Raw genomic sequence first — 18,515 nt, 5'->3', positions numbered from 1 at the left:
TTTGAATTTGAAGCTAGAAAAAAGAACGCTCATTTTTTTGAGCGTTCCTGGGAAAATCAGTTTTCTTCCTCTTTTTTTTCGTAGGTGAAATTTCTTAAAATGACCTGTTTTGTTTTAGAAGTTATTTCTTCTCCCTTATTATCCAAATTTGCAACCTGATCGCTTTGGTACTTGTTTGGAACCTTAACGGGATAAAAATCTCCGTGCTCAGTTAACAGGACATGGGGTTGTTTAGATTCAGCTAGATGAGTTAGTTCTTTCTTTCTCTCTGGTGAGAGCTGGTTAGAATCATCGGTTGCCTTAGTCTCAGTTTTGGTTACACTGGTTTTAGAATCGCCGGTTACCTTAACCTCAGTTTTAATTTCATTAGCAAAAGTTTGGCTTTGAATGACGGTTATAACCCCTCCGATAAGAACAGTTAGACCTAAGACAACAACACTTGTTCTTAATCGCTTGTTCACACGCACACACCTCCCTTCTCAAAAGATGTATTACGTATTTTAGAAAATATTAGTATTATAACGAGTTCATAAAAAACATAATAATCGTTAAATAAAATAGTATTAAAACGTAACGTATCCATTTCCTGAAATCGTATAATCATTGAGGTTAAGTACCATTACCTGATATTCTCCAAAACCTGGAGCTTTAATTTGAAAATCCCTATTTTCATCTGTATATCTTCCATAAACGGCAAAAACCTCTCCCAAATAATTTTTGTTCACAAGCAGGTAACCTACTTCAGGGCTGGACCAAGAACTACCATCTGCCCATTGTACTACATGGAAATTCAGGATAGCTGCGTTATTAACCGAAAACTTATTAGAGTAAACAGCCCCATCGTCTCGAGAATGGTGACTAAATGACCATGCTCCCAATGACATAGGAGAAATCTTTTGATCGAGTTGAGTCTTTTCTTTTTCAACAGCAATTGATTCTATGGGTTTCGCATTTTTGATAACTTCATTATATTCTTCAGGCGTCAAACCGCTCAATAGTGAATTCGAATTAGCAATTGAAGAATATGGTGGGAATAGAGACGATGAAGAAGATTCTTTAGCCGATGAAGAGGAATCTGCGTAGGAGCTTGTAGGGCTCAATCCGATGGCTACCAGCATGACAACTAGCATAGTTACAAGAAATTTTTTCACGAATAATTGCCTCCCAAATACTAAATTTTAACAACATTTATATAATAACACACAAAATACCCATAGTGTACATATTATTTGTAATTTTTACCTCATTGACACAATATTTCGTCTCCTTCCGGAAGTCTGACAGATAAAAATGGACAATCATTCAGCATGAAGGGAGCATTTTCAGTCTATTGGGCGTTTAAAAACGGACTAACGTCCAAAGTCCATTTCATTGAGATGCTCTGAAACCATTGCGTTATGAGCCGACTGTTGGCCAAAGCCAAATTACGTATCCGGATACGTAATGATAAAGTCTATAAAAAACGGTCTCCCCACCTGGAAGCTTCTCTAGCATCCCTTTTCAACAAGGGCCTAGAGCGCTCCAAAGTAGGGCGACCGTTATAGTTCATTTATATGCGAATCTGTGCTTATTCCGAAATCATATTAAGTTGAAGAACCCGCTGTTTTGACCTCTTCCAGCATTTTATCGTTATAGCCAAACATCCAGGTCAGGACAAAGGCTACAACCATAGCAGCCAAGTTCGCCAAAATGTAAAGCGGAAGCTGATGGTTCATGTAGAGCAACGTGCCTGGAATGACTGTAACTGCCATACCTGTAGCCGCCAAATGGAAGAGTGAAGCGATAAAACCGCCAACCGCACCACCGATAAGCCCCATGACAAAAGGCTTCATGTATCTCAGGTTGACCCCGAAAATAGCCGGTTCCGTAATCCCCAGAAAAGCAGACAACGAGGAAGGAAGTGCCAACGCTTTCAGCTTGCTATTCTTCGTTTTCAGTCCAACCGCCAGACAGGCAGCACCTTGAGCAGCCATAGCGCAGGTAATGATGGCGTTAAAGGCGTTCGCGCCGTTCTTTTCAAGCAGTTGAATCTCCAAGAAATTAAAGATATGATGCACACCTGTAACAACGATAATCTGATGCAAGAAACCGATGACAATCCCTGCAATACCGAAAGGCAAATCCAGCACAAACGTTGTTCCGTGCAGCACCCATTCTTCGAGTGAATGGAAAATCGGACCGATAGCAAACAATCCCAGGGTGATCATGATCAACAGTGTTAAAAACGGTGTAAGAATCAAATCTAGCGCTTCAGGCACCCGTTTGCGCAGCGCCCGCTCCAGCTTGGCTCCGATCAAGCCCACGAAGAAAGCTGGCAATACCGAGCCTTGATAGCCCACCACAGGAATGAATCCGAACATCGTCAACGGGTGGGCTGAACCGTCCGCAACACTATAAGCGTTGGGCAAGGCTGGATTTACCAGCATCAGACCGAGAACGATACCCAGCACTGGACTACCACCGAATACTCTAAAGGCTGACCATGCGACTAACGCTGGCAGAAAAGCAAAGGCCGTATCTGTTAATACTTGTGTGTACAATAGAAAATTGGGTGAAATGTCCTGTGGCGTCATGCCAAGTAGAGCGAGAATTTGCGGCTGAGTGAGCAAGCCACGTAGCCCCATGAACAGCCCTGTAGCGACCAGCACAGGAATAATCGGTACAAACACATCACCAAAGGTACGGATGGAGCGCTGGAAGACGTTCCCTTCCTTTTTCGCCTGACTCTTCACCTCTTCTTTAGATGAACCAGTCACGCCAAGCTTTTCAACCTCTTCGAAAATTCGATTTACCGTACCTGTACCAAAAATAATCTGATATTGCCCGGAATTGAAGAAAGCACCCTTGACCTTGTCGATCTCCTCAACTTTTTTCTGATCAATTTTCTCCTTGTCATGCACCATAATCCGCAAGCGCGTCGCGCAATGAGCAAAAGATGCAATATTTTCTTGCCCACCGATTGCCTGGATCACTTCTTTAGCTATTTCTCTGTTCTCCGCCATGATGTTCATCCTCTCGTTGATTCCGTTATGTTTGATGATTAACGATCCACTTGATGTTTTAGCCTACTCATGTAAAATCCCATTTCACCGCCTGGAAGAGAGCCTCTCCCTTGTCGGCAAAAAAGCGTATTTCGTCACTCTCTGGATGCGGAAAAATACGACTGGTGAACACCTCTTCCCCATCATTGACGAAAATCTCAACCGAAGACGTATCTACAAACAAATGAAGTTTGATATGATCTTTATCCCATGAACACTGCCGTATCTCACCATACGAAGTGGCTACAGGCTCACCTGATTGCGAACGATCCAATACAAGTTTGCGACTGATGGCATCATATTTAATTACCGTTTTCTCAGTCTCACTCGCACGGAATTCAATACCAAACATCTTAGCGCTTAAAAGATCTACCTCACAGATCAGCTCATAGGCCGTACCTGTAAATCCTTCATAGGTTTTGCTCTCTGAGAATAACGTGTCAGCTACCCGATCCTCACGATTTCTGCGTAGCGTAGTCAGCTCAGGAATTGGCCGCTGCAAGAGTTTGCCCTCATGAAACGTAAGCTCCCTTGGTAATGTCAGACAATGAGCCCATCCGTTCGGATCTGTGGGATAGTCGATATCCGGCAGACCCATCCATGCCACCATAATACGCCGCCCCTGCGGGTCAATCATCGTCTGTGGCGCATAGAAGTCAAAGCCTCTGTCGAGCTCGTGGAATGCGCCGTGCTCCAGTATTTTTGTACCGGTATCTAACGGCTTGCCGATTACGTAGCCCGATTGATAAATATTGTGATTTTCATCCCCGGAAGGCTCCAAGCCCTGAGGAGAAAAGATCAAGACACCCGCTTCGTTCAGTTCAAAATAATCCGGACATTCCCACATGTAGCCAAACGACTCCAGCCCTGTGCACAATTCTCCCTCAAACTCCCATGAATGAAGGTCGGTTGATCGGTAGAGGACGGCGCAGCCTGTTAAATTCGTTCTTTGGGCACCAATCACACAGTAAAAGCCATCGCCGTCTTTCCATAGCTTGGGATCACGAAAATGGTCTGTATACCCTTCTGGCACATTGGAAATAACGGGGTGCTCCCATTTAGTAATGCGACCGTTCTCGTCCATAACAGCCATGCATTGATAAGGATGTCTGATCCAATCTTCATCTCGTGCATTTCCCGTATACAGCATATATAATTTGCCCTCATGCTCCAGTGCGCTGCCTGAGTAAGCCCCATGTGAATCAAAATAATCCCCAGGTGCAATGCCAATGCCTGCACTATTCCATGTGGCCAAATCTCTGGATTTCAAATGATACCAGTATTTCATCCCATGATCCGTTCCGAGTGGAAACCACTGATAAAATAAGTGGTATTCACCTTGGTAATACGAAAAGCCATTGGGGTCATTGAGCAAACCTGTCGGTGGCTGGATATGAAACCCCTGCCGCCAGTGACATTGCTCCACTTTCTCCTCCAAGCTGGCTATTTCACCGGGCTCTGCCTGCTCGATCACTCGATACTTTTGTTCTCTTGTCATTTTCATAGTTGTACCTCATTTTTATTAAAACTTCGCCTCAGGAACCGGTTCCAAATTAGTGAAAAAATATTCCTTCGGAACCGGTTCCCATACGATTAAAAAAATGCTCATCCATGGATTTGCAACCGATTCCATTTATGTCCGCATACTATGGAACCGGTTTCGAAGAAATTATAATCCACTTGTTCAGCGTTTGTCAACGCTTTCTCTTTCGATAAGGGAATAATTCATGACCGTCACTTTTTCTACCGATTTATGTTCTACCAGCCGCATAATATTTTGCGCTGCTACACGTCCAGCATCCATATACGGATATTGAACGGTTGTCAGCGCAGGGTGAATGACCTCCGTAATATCGTATCCCCCAAAGCCAGTTACCGACAAATCCGACGGAATGACAATCCCTCTGGAATAAGCCGCATTGATTACGCCCAGCGCAATATTATCCGTAGCACACACCATTAACGTTGGCTTGAAATTGTCCAAAATAGCGGATGCAGCAATTCGTGCATCGGACATTTTAAATCCGGTCTCATAGTATCTGATATCATACCCTGCTGCTTGCATCGCATCGTCCGTACGAGACTCAGTAGGCAATGCATCGCGTACAGCCTGCCTAAAGCCCTCCTTGCGCTGCACACCGACGGCAACATCCTTTTCAGTAACACCAACGTAGGCAATTTCGCGGTGTCCCTGAGACAAAACGTACGTGCCAATATCATATCCTGCACGATAGTCATCATGGATAAGGCTATGAAGCTGCTCGTGCTGCTGGCCCACCAGCAACACTGGAATACCGATGTCACGAATCGCGGTCAGATGGTCGTCTGTAATTTGAGCAGCCAGCAAAATGATACCCGAAATCTTTTGTCGGCCCAGCTCATAAATGGCTTCGATTTCACGCTGTACATCCTGGCTCGTATTGGAGATCAGCATCTGATAATGCTGAGAACGCAGTTCCTCATCAATCCCCATCAGCGTATGGGATGTCGCAAAAGAATCCAGACGCGGCACAACGGTGCCGATAATGTTGGTCCGCTTCGCCTTAAGACTCTGGGCAAAGGCATTGGGCACATAGCCCGTGGCTTTAACCACTTTTTCAATTTTTCGTTTCGTATCCACGCTGACAGACCCGCCGTTCAAAAAACGGGATACCGTGCTCTTGGATACACCAGCCATTTGGGCTATATCTGCAATTGTCTTATTCATGAAGTCCCCCGGAGATTTTTCGTGTTCACAAGCTTCCAAAACGTCTCTTTTCACATAACCCTATAATACCATATGGCGGGATTGGATTGCTGTGGCTCCAGACCCATCATGCACAAAACGCCGTCCCTTCAGTGAAGAAGGAAACGGCGTCTCATGATGAACGTAATTTTAAAAATCAAAGTTATCCGGATCTGGACCTACCCGAAGATCGGCATTTAACGCCTGAATTCGATCCATATCCTCGCGCGTCAGTTCGAAGTCAAAAATATCGGCATTTTCGACGATCCGATGCGCCTTGGTAGACTTGGGAATGGTGACAACTCCCTGCTGCACATCCCAGCGTAAAATCACTTGCGCCACCGATTTACCGTACTTGGTCGCTATGTCTTGCAGTACCGGATGATCCAGCAATTGGCCTTGCATTAACGGGGACCAGGCTTCCATTTGAATGTCGTTCCTTTGACAGAATTGCAACAGCTCGGTTTGGGTTAATTGTGGATGGAACTCCACCTGATTGATCATTGGCTTGATTTCAGCATCTTTCATGAGATCTTCCAAATGATGAATCTGGAAGTTGCTGACTCCAATTGCCTTAATCCGTCCTTCTTTATACAAGGATTCCAACGCTCTCCAAGCTTCTTTATACTTTCCCTGAACTGGCCAATGAATCAGATATAGATCCAGGTATTCCAGACCCAGCTTATCCAGACTGGCTTCATAAGCTGCTCTTGTCTCTTCATAGCCTAAATCTGCATTCCACACTTTGGACGTGACGAACAGTTCTTCTCTGGACAGATTATTTTCCTGAAGGGCTTCCTGAATAGCCTGCCCTACACTGCTTTCATTCGCATAGATTGCAGCTGTATCTATACTGCGGTAGCCATGCTTTACAGCAGCCTTTATAGCATCGACCAGCTCCGAACCTTCCTCCACTTTAAATACCCCGATGCCAAACCAAGGCATACGAACTCCGTTGTTTAACAATGTTGTGCTTTGTAAGTTTTGTGTCATTTTGTATCTTCCTCTCTATTTTTTAAAAGCTTTAACCTGTAATGGTAGTTGTATCCCTTTTTTCGAGCATACGACTCCAGCCTGTGAGCAGGACCGCAACGAAAACCATAATGCTCCCGATCCAGGCTGTATGAATGAGACCGAGTGAATCCGTTACAATTCCGCCTACATAAGCTCCGATGGCTATCCCTGCGTTGAAAGCAGCAATATTAACAGCAGAGGCAACATCGACAGCTTTGGGTGCAAACCGTTCGGCTAACATGACTACATATACCTGTAACCCGGGCACGTTCATAAACGCAAGCAATCCCATAAAGAAGATCGTAATCAGTCCTGCCGTTTTAAAAGGTGCCGTGAACAACAGGAGAAAAAGGATCACTGCTTGAATCAGAAACATGTAAAACAAAGCTGAAAGCGGCTTACGGTTTGCTGCTTTTCCGCCAATGACATTCCCGATGGCAATCGCAATTCCATACAGCAAAAGAATAAACGTTACCGTACTTTGCTGAAATCCGGTTATGTCGTGGAGTAATGGAGATAAATAAGTAAACACCACAAATGTGCCTCCATACCCCAAAGCTGTAATGATAAATGCAAGTAGCAAGCGACCATTGGTAACCAGTTTGACCTGCTCGCGGAAAGGAGTCTTGTTCCCTTTGCGCAGTGTAGATGGCAGCAGAATCAGATTGGCGATGAGTGCCACTACACCGACGACCACAATCGCCATAAATGCAGCCCGCCAACCCCATTGCTGCCCAATATAGGTACCCAAAGGTACACCTGTGACTGTGGCTACGGTCAACCCGGAGAACATAATGGAAATCGCACTCGCTCGACGATCATCCGGCACAAGATCGGCCGCGATGGTGGAACCGATGGACATGAACACCCCATGGGCGAACGCCGAGATCACACGTGCAATCAGCAGCAAGGCAATTCCACTAGAGACCGCAGCAAGGCTGTTACCTGCAATAAATATAATCATGATCCACAGCAGCAACGTTTTACGGGGAACACTTGATGTTAATGAGGTCAAGACAGGTGCCCCGATGGTAACTCCTAATGCATACAGCGTTACAGTTAGTGCGGACATCGTTACAGATATGTGCAAGTCTTCAGCAATGAGGGGAAGCAGTCCCACGCTGATGAACTCAGTTGTCCCAATCGCAAAGGCGCTTACGGCTAGAGCCAGTAATGGCCATATACTTCCTTTTGATTCTGGCGACATGTTTTTCCCTCCTATCTATAGAAATCTTCAACCAACAGATGTTATTATGAGTTATTCAAGCAATTATGAACAGTACGTACTTTTTAGTGATATAGGTACCAAAAAGTACCCTAAATAAAGTCCTTTTTGATTAAAACAGGCTGTTAAGGTATGTATAACAGAAAAGCGATACACATGGAGGGATCGGCATTGGGGAAGAAAAAATACAATATCTCTGTTGAGGCGACGTTAGAGGTGATCGGGGGGAAGTGGAAATGCGTGATTTTGTGTCATTTGACACATGGAAAGATGCGGACAAGCGAATTAAAACGGATGATGCCTTCCATAACACAAAAAATGCTGACTCAGCAGCTTCGTGAATTAGAGGAAGACGGCATTGTCAATCGGATTAGCTATAATCAGGTTCCACCCAAAGTGGAGTACGAGCTTAGTGAATATGGATGTAGTCTGAAAAGCATTTTAGATTCTCTTTGTGCCTGGGGAGAAAGACATATCATCAAAGAATATGGGGATAAATCTGCGGTTTTGGAAGATAACATTCTGAATAAGCTGTAAAGCCAAAAAGAGCGCCTGCAATACATCAGCAGGCGCTTCCTCTCTCTGAACTCCAAGGGTTACCAATTCGATTTCATTTTATTTTGTGAAATCAATGACCATGCGCCCTTGGATTTTGCCATGCTCCATCTCCTCGAAGATCTCATTAATGTCTTCGAGCGGACGTTTTTGTACAAGAGGGACGACTTTACCTTCTGCAGCGAACTGGAACGCTTCTTTAAGGTCTTCACGAGTGCCGACCAAGGAGCCAATAACTTGAATGCCGTCCAGAACCAGACGAGGAATGTCCAGATCCATCTTATCGGTTGGAAGACCTACAGCTACAACACGCGCGCCAGCTTTTACAACGTCGATGGCCTGGTTGAAAGGTGTTTTGGCAACAGCAGTAACTACGGTTGCATCCAGACCAGAACCGTTTGTTAACTCCTTGGCTCGGGCGACCGGATCTTCTTTCATACTGTTAACGGTATAGTCAGCACCAATTTGTTTGGCCAGTTCTAGTTTTTCATCACTGATATCAAAGGCTACAACTTTAGCATTGAATACATTTTTGGCATATTGCACCGCCAGGTTACCCAAGCCGCCAATGCCGAAGATACCGATCCATTGGCCTGGTTTGATTTCACTTACTTTAACTGCTTTATATGTTGTAACCCCTGCACAAGTTACACTACTTGCAGCGGCAGGATCAAGACTATCTGGTACCTTGACCGCGTAGTCAGCTGTGACAATACATTGCTCTGCCATTGCACCGTCTACCGTATATCCGGCATTTTTAACTTCACGACACAGCGTTTCCCGCCCAGTTAGGCAATATTCACAATGACCGCAGCTTTCGAACATCCAGGCAATACTTACGCGATCACCAATTTTAAGACTGGTTACTCCTTCACCTAATTCAATGACTTTTCCAATACCTTCATGCCCTAGAACTCTGCCTGTGACATCACCGAAATCTGCATTTTTCACATGTAAATCTGTGTGGCAAACTCCGCAGTATTCAACTTGGACTAACGCTTCTCCATGCTTCAAGGAACGCAAAGGTCTCTCTTCTATACTGACTTTCTTGTCTTTTGTAACAATTGCTGCTTTCATGTAGATCTCTCCTTTAAATAGATATGGAATTATTTTGTAATGTACACTCATTATTATAGTAATTTTTGCCCAAAAAGGACAAATATAAATCTAACTTAAAACTATTTAATCCAAAAACGCTTCTTTCTAAGTCCTTGGACCCTTGTAGGAACTTTGTACAATAATTTACAATGTAAAAAGTTTCACATATTCTATTTTGGAAGAAGGATAAAGAAACATGAAAAAAAACTGGAAAGGTTGCCTGTTCAGCATATTTGCCATTATCTTGGCTGTATCGGTAACAGGATGCAATTCACAGCCCGCCATTTCTAGTACCACTAGCACTTCATCCTCATCAGTTAACAACGCTCATGCAGTTGTTCAGAAAGGCCCACACTGGTCCTATGAAGGAGATCAGGGACCGGAACATTGGGGAGAGCTGGAAAAAGATTTTGTTGCTTGTGGTAACGGCCACGAACAATCTCCTGTCAATATAGAGCATACCCATCTGGAAGCATCGCAAACACAGCAACCGCTGCAAGTTCATTACACTAAAACGAAAGCATCCATTTTGAATAATGGGCACACTGTGCAAATCAATGTTGCCGATGCCAGCAATAACATCATGCTGGACGGTACTAAATTCACTTTAAAGCAGTTTCACTTTCACCACCCGAGCGAACATCAAATTGATGGTAAAAATGCTGAAATGGAGCTTCATTTTGTCCATCAAAGCAACAACGGAAGCACAGCTGTCTTAGGGGTCCTTATCCAAAGTGGCAAAGAAAACAAGGCTTTCAACCGCATTTGGTCCAAACTGCCGAAGGATATTTCCCAAGAAGCGGCTCTGGATGAAGAAATAAATCTCGCTGCGCTGCTGCCAAAAGACCTGCACTCCGTTCGCTACAACGGATCGCTGACTACCCCGCCATGCACAGAACATGTAAATTGGACAGTGCTGGAGCAGCCTATTGAATTGTCCGCAGACCAAATCAACCAGTTTGCTGCCATTTTCCCCGATAACCATCGTCCTGTACAACAACTGGGAACCCGGGAACTGACTGCTGATAAATAATAAAATAAAGTGCCGTAAGATGTAAGGTGCATTCTATATTTGAATACCAAAATAAGACCCCTCTGTTCAATCTAGTTAGAGGGGTCTTTTCGGTATTAAATTTACTACTCATTACAAGCGCACCAGTTCCTCCACCTTCACTGGCTGACCTGTACGCATAGAGCGGTTGGCGGCGATGCCAGTTAAAATGGACCATGCACCGTCGATATGTGAGGCCGCACGATGAAACCGATCCTCTGCCGGCTTATCAAAAATATCCCGCAGCATAACTGGATCTCCTCCGCCATGACCACCTACGCCTTCTTCTACCTCGACCTCATAAGGTGCTGCAAAGTGGGGATAGATGGTGATGGTCTTCTCTTTGAGCGCACCCTCATCTGCCTTGCTGCCACCGGAATTAACATAGGATTGCTCGGATACCCGAACCTCCATCCGTCCCTTCGTGCCATTAAATACGATGATAAAGCCCTCCCAAGGCATATAAGCATTCAGTGAATAGTTCATCACCGTCTTGTTCTGATACTTCACCATGACACTCAGCGTGTCTTCTATGCTGATATTGTCGCCAAATACGCTTTGATCCCGCACATAGCCATCCTCATGCTCAGCATCCAGATACATACTTTTTAGATGCTCATTACGGTCCAGGTGTAGCGCAAAGGGGTCATTCTCCGCTGCCTTGCTGCCGTAAGCCCGTTGATAAAACTCCGTCACGCCACGCTGCTCCGCATTTTCCCGGCCGTAAAATTTCAGATCTCCCATCGCATACACCGTCTCCGGTTTCGAGCCAAGCCAGAAGTTCATCAGATCAAAATGATGCGTCGATTTATGCACTAGCAGACCACCGCTATTGCGCTTGTCACGGTGCCACCGACGGAAATAATCTGCGCCATGCTGTGTATTCAGCAACCACTCGAAATTGACTGACAGCACCTCTCCGAGCGTTCCGTCCATAATAATCTCGCGGATTTTCGTATTATGCGGCGCATAGCGGTAGTTAAAGGTGACGCGCAGCTTCCGTCCCGTGCGGTCTATGGCATCCAGAATGTCTTGGCATTTGTCCTCATCCACCGTCATCGGCTTCTCGGAAATGACATCACAGCCCAGCTCCATCGCCCGGATAATATACCGATGATGCACCCGGTCAATGGTCGTGACAATGACGATATCCGGCTTCGTCTCCGCGATCATCCGATCAAACTCGTGAGCTTTATAGGTCGGAATCGGCTCATGCTCGTATTTCTCCTGCAACAGCCGATTGGCATAATCCATTCTCGTCTGATTGACGTCACAGAACGCGATCAGCTCCGAGGTATCTTTGAAAACGGTAACAACTTCACCGTAAAAAAATTCGGCTCTTCCTCCGGTACCCACAAGTGCATATTTGATTTTAGCCAATTGGTTCACACCCTTTACATGAATTGCTTTTATTTTATAGTATAAGAAAGAGCGAAATCTTCGCTTTTATTATGATTTTCCCCAAAAAATATACATATATTATCCTTATGTATTCTTTCATTAAAGGAGACTATCGATATGATCGCTACACCCCGCTTTGCCATTGAGCAAGCGCTACGGACGGTGCCATTCAGTATGTCCGCCGACCATGTCCACCAAGCGCACGAAATCTATTATTTGCTGGCAGGAGAGCGCTACTACTACATTAATCAGCGGGTATACGCGCTCCAGAAGGGCGATCTGATTTGGATTAGCAAACATGATTTTCACCGTACAAGTAACAAGGGTAGCGGTAGCCATGAACGGATTTTGATTAACTTTGATGAAGAATTTGCAGCCTCGCCAATGACTGTCTCTCCCTCCAGCGATCAGAACCAGCCTCTTCTGCCAGAAAAAAGCTTTCTGCTTCGCCCCTCCGCGGAAGAACAATGCGAGCTGGAGCATCTATTCCAGCAAATGCTGGATGAATACTACCAAGAACATGCCTACCGCCAACTATATCTCCAAAGCTTGCTACTCCAGCTCCTTATCCGCATCCGGCGCATACAATCAGCCACTGCCGATACCATTGCACCGGAACGTAGCGAAAAGCAGCAACGCGTGTACTCAGTCATCGCATACCTGCATGCTCATTATGCCGAGAGCCTGTCACTAGATCAGCTGGCTGAGCATTTTTATATTAGCAGCACGTATTTGTGCCGTATTTTCAAGCAGACAACAGGTTTTACCTTAGTAGAATATCTTCAAGATGTGCGGGTCCAGCAGGCTCGTGTGTACTTGAGAGAAACAAACTGGAAAGTGACTTCCATTGCTGAAAAAACGGGTTTTGACAGCATCGCTCACTTTGGTCGTGTATTCAAGCATCTTACCGGGCACACCCCGCTACAGTACCGAAAAAAATACAAAAAGGAGTAGCCATACGAAAAATCGGCATCTCCTGTTCCAAAAGTTCTCGGAGTTTTAAAACCCGAAGGGTTGGTGTAATCCAAAATGTGCGTTACATCTCCCTTTACATTACGATAATAGCTGTTACTATAGAGCCATGATCCCTTACTGATTTCAATCAGTAAGGGATTTGGAGCGGAATACCCATTTGAGGTATACCATGTTTCATGATCTTCCCATTTGAGTCCTATCAAAGTCATGTGGAGTGCGTAGCTCGGATGGACTTTATCGGAAAAGGCTGAAAACCAAAACTTGTGATGGTTTTCAGCCTTTTCACACCGTCTTTTGATTAGACACACTCCCGGACATTACGTCAAAAGCTATATGCAGGTCTTCAAGCTGGAATATGTGCATAGCTCGACCGCAGAGACGCTTTGAACGCTACTTTTTTCAATGCGAGAGGATCATGCGGCTCTTGTTTTATAAATTCAGTCCACTTAAAGCGGCTGGGAGGTATAAATATGCTAAAAACGATATTAGTTGTAGACGACGATGAAGAAATCGTAAAACTCATCACAAAGAGTTTAAGATACGAGCAATTTGCAATAATTTCGGCATATTCTGGGGAAGAAGCCTTATCTGCATTGGAAGAAAATAACATCGATTTCATCATTCTTGATATAGTAATGCCTGATATGGATGGACTTGATGTCTGCAGAAGTATCCGAAATTCTTATAATGTTCCAATTTTGTTTTTAAGTGCGCGTGATAAGGACATTGATAAAATCGTCGGGCTCGAAATAGGAGCAGACGATTACATGACCAAACCTTTCAGTATTCAGGAGCTTGTCTCCAGGATAAAGGCTCACTTCAGAAAAGTGGACAGGCTTTTTAAAGAGTGGGATGAACTTAGTCCCAGTAACGAAAAGGCGGATTCTCCGCTCATTTTGAACGATAAGACGTTTGAAGCATTCCTGAATAGCAGGAAGCTCGACTTATCAACGAAGGAATTTCAGATTCTGTCTATCCTCATGCGCCACCCCAATAATGTATTGACTCGTGAACAGATATATGAAAACGTCTGGGGAGACGAATACGGAGAAATAAATACCGTAACGGTTCATATAAAAAATATCCGTAAGAAACTTGGTCCTGAATATGACTTTATTAAAACAATATGGGGCATAGGATATAAATACACGGAAAGAGAGCAATAGTATGAAACTGAAAATAAAGCTTCCTCTTTTGTTCCTGCTGATGTTTATAATATTCATGTTTTCGATTGGAATGTACCTGAAGCTTGTCTTTGCAGTATATTCCCCTATACGCAGTTCATTGCTGGACTCGCGATATATAGCATTGCTCCTGCCCATATTTGCAATTGCCTGTTTCATATTTATTATTCTGATTATCTATATTCATTTTTGCATAGAGAAACCCATTCAGCTTCTGAATACCAGGCTTGAAGAAGTAAATATTGTACATCCACTGCCTCCGCTAGCTCTGAGAAGTAATGACGAGATCGGAGAACTTTATAAACACTTCAATAAGATGGAGCACCGGCTTCAACTCGCCCACAAAGAGCAGATCGAGATGATCGCGGCAATTGCCCACGACTTGAAAACACCCTTGACATCTATTAATGGTTTTACTGAACTGCTGGCTACGCACAAGGATTTACCAGAAACTGAAAAGCAGGAATATTATGATTTGATTCAAAAGAAGTCAGGATATATGGTTGAACTCATCAATGATTTTTCCAGCTTCACCAAAGAAAAACTGGAGTTGGAATCTATGGTAGCTACACCTGTAAAAGCATCAAAATTATTTGAAAACATTGCCCTTGAATATGAGTATGAGTTGGCAGGACTTGACAACGAGCTTACTTGCCGCCATTCATTTACGGAAAATATATTGCTGATGGTCAATGAACCGATGATACGTCGGGTTTTCGGCAACCTCTTTAGCAATGCTGTAAGATATGGAGGGAAAAATAAGCTGAAAGTGTATATGACTGGATACCCGCTAGGACAGTATGCCTTTTTTCAAATCGAGGATAATGGAATTGGAGTGCCGGAAAAGGATATATCTTCTCTGTTCCTCAAATTTTTCACTGTGGATAAATCGCGGCAAATCCAAAAGGGCGGACTGGGGCTGGGGCTTGCAAGCTGTAAATCCATTATTGAACATCATAGGGGCGAAATTTGCGCCTACCCTTCCGAATATGGCGGTTTGGGGATAAGATTCAGTCTTCCCTTGGCCGCACAACACTGATTTTATTTGTGCACACTTTCTTTTACTACAGGAGTTAAAGGCTACTGCCAGGTGTGAACACCCAGGCAGCAGCCTTTTTTATTTTTTCAGTGTTTTATAATTTTTTATATTCTCTTTACAAACATTTATTTTTCTTTTAAAAAAGCTTTATCTTTGTGTTGTAAAAATTACTTGTAGTAAAAAAACTACAATCAATAGAACTGGAAAAGGAGGATGTTACAATGTCAATTGAGTTCAGCCGTTGGCCCAATCACTACATGATGTCATACCAAGTCACCAAAGCTTTAGGTATGGCAAGCCTCGGTGCTACGGATGTCACCGAGATCTACGAGGCCTGCAAAAAAATTGACCCCGATGACAAAGATACGTGGCACAGGGAATGGCTCATAACGGCTCAGGCATTGGAAAGACACGGCAAGGAGGCCGAAACGGCTGGAAACTGGTATACAGCACGAAACTGCTACATTCGTGCCTGCAATTACTACAGAATTGCGGAATATGCGGTGATGGATGATGACACCGAGAAAATCCGTGTATTTAAGAAAGTAAATGAACTCTTCGAAGCTGCCGGAAAGTACTTCGATGTCCAACCGGAGAAGATCCAAGTCGATTACGAAGGTGTCAAGCTGGATGGTTACTTCTTCTCCCCTTCCTGGATAAAAGGTCCGAAGCCGACCCTTTTTGCTCTCAACGGTGGCGACGAGTGGTCAATTGAAAACTATTTCTGGCTAGGTCCCGCTTTTATTTCGTGTGGATATAACTTTCTGGTCTATGACCAGCCTGGCACCGGCCTCTCGCTGTACGAAAAGGGAAAAGGAAGACGAGCGGACAGTGAGGCTTTCCATTCCCGAGCAATCGACTTTCTTCTAACGCGGCCGGAAGTCGATCCCGATAAGATTATCGTGCACGGTGAGAGTTTTGCGGCTTACGACTCTTTGCGATTCGCTTCGTTCGATCACAGGATTGCTGCCGTCATCTCCGACGGTGGTACGCACGCCTTTGATTGGGATGCAATGCTTAAATGGATGCCACCGAGTCTGGCCGCACATGGCATGAGAATTCTGGGGGCAAAAAGCTTGGAGGACTTTGCGGGTAATCCGCGTTTTGCCTATGATCTTGAGGGCGTGCTCCACCAGATAGAATGTCCGCTTCTTGTAATGCACGGAGCGGAAGAGATATTGGTTCAGCCAAATCCGCTGACACAAGCCTTGAAAAATTATGAGCAAGCGGGTTCGAAAAACAAGACGTTCTTCCCGATAGAGGATAGACGACTTGGCGGATTAGAACACTGTCAGGTAGACAACATCAACGTGCTGCATGAGGTAGCGCTGAATTGGCTCTGCTCAATTGGGCTTGGGCCAGCCGCACCTCGCCCTGAGTGATTGCCAAGACGTCATAACGTAAAAGTCTATTTCACTCGCATTCTCCTTTCGTAGTTTTGAATATGAGTCAATCGTTTCTTTTGTGTGTCTAGATTATCAAATAGTACAGAAGAAATTTCAATGGACTGGCGTAGATAGTATGTTGATGACGTAAACAGCATGAAATACGAGTACATTTCCGTCCGGACAACTAAAGAGGGTGTCGCAAATCAGCTGTAAATTAGCTGTTTCGCTGCACCCTCCATTCATTTGGGCATGCCTCTCTGATGATTCATAATATTCACGGCAATACATCATCTGAGTATACCTCAAGCAGGTTATTAATATGATTTCTGCTCACGGGAAGATTGGTAATCTCATGACCATTAAAAATATCGACGTTCCTTGCTTGTTTATAAGGCCCCCACAGCGCTTGATGCTTTTTCTGCATCTGGTCACCTTCCTCCCCGGCCACGGGTCATCCCGTGCCTACTTGACCGCCTTGGATATGATCTGATTCAACTTTTCAATAGTTGCCGCAGCATCCTGCTTGCCCAAGAACATCAGGTCGATGGTCTCCGTGATATCCGAGTTCAACCCCGGCACCTGAGCATCATAGGCCAATGCAGATCCATGAGCATGCCCTATGTTACATCCCTCGGTCAAATAGCTTGAATGCTCAATGGTCGCCTTTTTCATAATGCTCTCATCTGCGGCAGCAAGCGTACCCATGGCATTCCCACCTTCAACCAGCCGCGCCTCCTGCCCCTTCACAGAGACGTAGAATGCTGCCAGCTTCATGGCCTCTTGCACATGCGGACTATTTTTATTTACAGCTACATAGGCAACCGGAATGGCAACGGGCTCATTCTTTCCGCTATTGGATGGCCAGTAGATATAATCAAAGTCGAGGCTTTTATTTTGATTAAACAAGGGCTCCAGCCATCTTCCCGCCGCCAGCATACCGACTTGATTGGACATGAACATCGCGTCAGCCCCTTGCCCTTTGGGAAGTGATCCGAGATATACGGCATTTCCCCTTTTCACCATATCGTACATAAAACTGAAGGCTTCCTTGCCCTTTTCATTGTGGTCCAGCACATATTTGCCCTGTTCATCAAAAATCTGACCGCCATTCGACCACACCCATGAATACCAGTGAGCCCACCAGTTTTCCGCAATATAACCCTGTTTTCCGGCTGCCTTCAGCTTGGAAGTAGCCTCCTCAAAGGCATCCCAGTTCCATTTGCCTTCGTCATAGTATTCTTGCGGCGTCTTCACGCCTGCTTCCTTGAATACCTTTTTGTTGTAATACATGACCATCGGGTTTGAGTCGGGAGTGACCCCATAGATTTCCCCATCACGCTTTGCCGGTCCCCACAATCCTTCTGGAAAATCCTCAGCCTTCACATCACTTGCATCACTTTTTAAAAACTCACCCAAAGGCTGTACCTGCTTCGCCCCGATCAAACGCGCAATCGTCGGTTCATACGAATAAAACACATCCGGTTCGCGACTTCCCTGAAGCTGTGTCAACAGCTTTTGCTCATATTGGTCTCCCGGTACAGGCACCAGCTTAACCTCGATATTCGGGTTTTCCTTTTCAAATGCATCCAGTGCCCGCTGATACACCTTTACCTCCGCAGGATTACCCCAAGCCTGCATCGTAAGCCGCACTTTTTGCCCGTCTGTGTTCTCTATTTTGGGAGAGGTACTGCATGCCGCTGCAAGTAAAAACAGAACGATGAGGAAAAATCCAATCTTTATCCAGCTCATGTAATCGTCCACTTTAACCGCCTCCTGTAGCTTCGCATGGTTGTATGTCATCCTTTTTTTGAAGCGTTTA

The 18,515-nt window shown here is 44.8% G+C and carries 17 protein-coding genes; 6 read left to right on the top strand and 11 right to left on the bottom strand.

Annotated elements, in window-relative coordinates:
- Positions 1 to 56 precede the first annotated feature (56 nt).
- The 7 genes from ACWA2B_RS19320 to ACWA2B_RS19290 form a co-directional block, all read right to left on the bottom strand.
- Positions 57 to 461, bottom strand: coding sequence for a hypothetical protein (locus ACWA2B_RS19320; RefSeq protein ID WP_069010127.1), 405 nt, complete (start codon positions 459 to 461; stop codon positions 57 to 59).
- 102 nt (positions 462 to 563) lie between these two features.
- Positions 564 to 1,151 carry a hypothetical protein gene (locus ACWA2B_RS19315; RefSeq protein ID WP_341071524.1) on the bottom strand — a complete coding sequence of 196 codons (588 nt, stop codon included), beginning with the start codon at positions 1,149 to 1,151 and terminating at the stop codon, positions 564 to 566.
- Between the two features lie 432 nt (positions 1,152 to 1,583).
- Positions 1,584 to 3,002, bottom strand: coding sequence for a sucrose-specific PTS transporter subunit IIBC (locus ACWA2B_RS19310; protein WP_029516869.1), 1,419 nt, complete (start codon positions 3,000 to 3,002; stop codon positions 1,584 to 1,586).
- Positions 3,003 to 3,069: 67 nt separating this feature from the next.
- Positions 3,070 to 4,545 carry a glycoside hydrolase family 32 protein gene (locus ACWA2B_RS19305; protein ID WP_449292522.1) on the bottom strand — a complete coding sequence of 492 codons (1,476 nt, stop codon included), beginning with the start codon at positions 4,543 to 4,545 and terminating at the stop codon, positions 3,070 to 3,072.
- Positions 4,546 to 4,725: 180 nt separating this feature from the next.
- Entirely contained in the window at positions 4,726 to 5,748 is a 1,023-nt protein-coding gene (locus ACWA2B_RS19300) for a LacI family DNA-binding transcriptional regulator (protein WP_165149230.1), read from the bottom strand.
- Between the two features lie 168 nt (positions 5,749 to 5,916).
- Positions 5,917 to 6,759, bottom strand: a complete 843-nt coding sequence (locus ACWA2B_RS19295) for an aldo/keto reductase (protein ID WP_029516872.1) — start codon at positions 6,757 to 6,759, stop codon at positions 5,917 to 5,919.
- 31 nt (positions 6,760 to 6,790) lie between these two features.
- Positions 6,791 to 7,987, bottom strand: a complete 1,197-nt coding sequence (locus ACWA2B_RS19290) for an MFS transporter (protein ID WP_029516873.1) — start codon at positions 7,985 to 7,987, stop codon at positions 6,791 to 6,793.
- 189 nt (positions 7,988 to 8,176) lie between these two features.
- Between ACWA2B_RS19290 and ACWA2B_RS19285 the strand changes: the two genes are divergently transcribed.
- Positions 8,177 to 8,542 (top strand): winged helix-turn-helix transcriptional regulator, encoded by a 366-nt coding sequence (locus ACWA2B_RS19285; RefSeq protein WP_013368959.1) that lies wholly within the window; start codon positions 8,177 to 8,179, stop codon positions 8,540 to 8,542.
- Between the two features lie 78 nt (positions 8,543 to 8,620).
- Here ACWA2B_RS19285 and adhP read toward each other — a convergent pair whose 3' ends face one another.
- Positions 8,621 to 9,637, bottom strand: a complete 1,017-nt coding sequence (adhP, locus tag ACWA2B_RS19280; RefSeq protein WP_318628177.1) for an alcohol dehydrogenase AdhP — start codon at positions 9,635 to 9,637, stop codon at positions 8,621 to 8,623.
- 217 nt (positions 9,638 to 9,854) lie between these two features.
- Between adhP and ACWA2B_RS19275 the strand changes: the two genes are divergently transcribed.
- On the top strand, positions 9,855 to 10,691 hold the full coding sequence (locus ACWA2B_RS19275; protein ID WP_340953819.1) for a carbonic anhydrase: 837 nt from the start codon (positions 9,855 to 9,857) through the stop codon (positions 10,689 to 10,691).
- 111 nt (positions 10,692 to 10,802) lie between these two features.
- On the opposite strand, the gene ACWA2B_RS19270 is transcribed toward ACWA2B_RS19275, so the two are convergent.
- Positions 10,803 to 12,089, bottom strand: coding sequence for a Gfo/Idh/MocA family protein (locus tag ACWA2B_RS19270; protein WP_449292521.1), 1,287 nt, complete (start codon positions 12,087 to 12,089; stop codon positions 10,803 to 10,805).
- A gap of 138 nt (positions 12,090 to 12,227) precedes the next feature.
- On the opposite strand from ACWA2B_RS19270, the gene ACWA2B_RS19265 reads away from it, so the two are divergent.
- From ACWA2B_RS19265 to ACWA2B_RS19250, 4 genes are all read left to right on the top strand, one after another.
- Positions 12,228 to 13,064 (top strand): helix-turn-helix transcriptional regulator, encoded by an 837-nt coding sequence (locus ACWA2B_RS19265; RefSeq protein ID WP_340953814.1) that lies wholly within the window; start codon positions 12,228 to 12,230, stop codon positions 13,062 to 13,064.
- 491 nt (positions 13,065 to 13,555) lie between these two features.
- Complete coding sequence (locus ACWA2B_RS19260; RefSeq protein WP_029516878.1) at positions 13,556 to 14,251, top strand: response regulator transcription factor; 696 nt, start codon at positions 13,556 to 13,558, stop codon at positions 14,249 to 14,251.
- A gap of 1 nt (position 14,252) precedes the next feature.
- Positions 14,253 to 15,308, top strand: a complete 1,056-nt coding sequence (locus ACWA2B_RS19255; protein WP_029516879.1) for a HAMP domain-containing sensor histidine kinase — start codon at positions 14,253 to 14,255, stop codon at positions 15,306 to 15,308.
- Positions 15,309 to 15,529: 221 nt separating this feature from the next.
- On the top strand, positions 15,530 to 16,690 hold the full coding sequence (locus tag ACWA2B_RS19250; protein ID WP_029516880.1) for an alpha/beta hydrolase family protein: 1,161 nt from the start codon (positions 15,530 to 15,532) through the stop codon (positions 16,688 to 16,690).
- A gap of 280 nt (positions 16,691 to 16,970) precedes the next feature.
- On the opposite strand, the gene ACWA2B_RS19245 is transcribed toward ACWA2B_RS19250, so the two are convergent.
- Together ACWA2B_RS19245 and ACWA2B_RS19240 are read right to left on the bottom strand one after the other, a co-directional pair.
- Positions 16,971 to 17,120, bottom strand: a complete 150-nt coding sequence (locus ACWA2B_RS19245) for a hypothetical protein (protein WP_318628172.1) — start codon at positions 17,118 to 17,120, stop codon at positions 16,971 to 16,973.
- Between the two features lie 38 nt (positions 17,121 to 17,158).
- Positions 17,159 to 18,457: an ABC transporter substrate-binding protein gene (locus ACWA2B_RS19240; protein ID WP_449292534.1), complete on the bottom strand. Its 1,299-nt coding sequence runs from the start codon at positions 18,455 to 18,457 to the stop codon at positions 17,159 to 17,161.
- Positions 18,458 to 18,515 lie beyond the last annotated feature (58 nt).

This window comes from Paenibacillus sp. CMM36 (assembly GCF_053570945.1).
The sequence above is the reverse complement of the archived record's forward strand: the minus strand, read 5'-3'. Positions and strand labels throughout refer to the sequence as shown.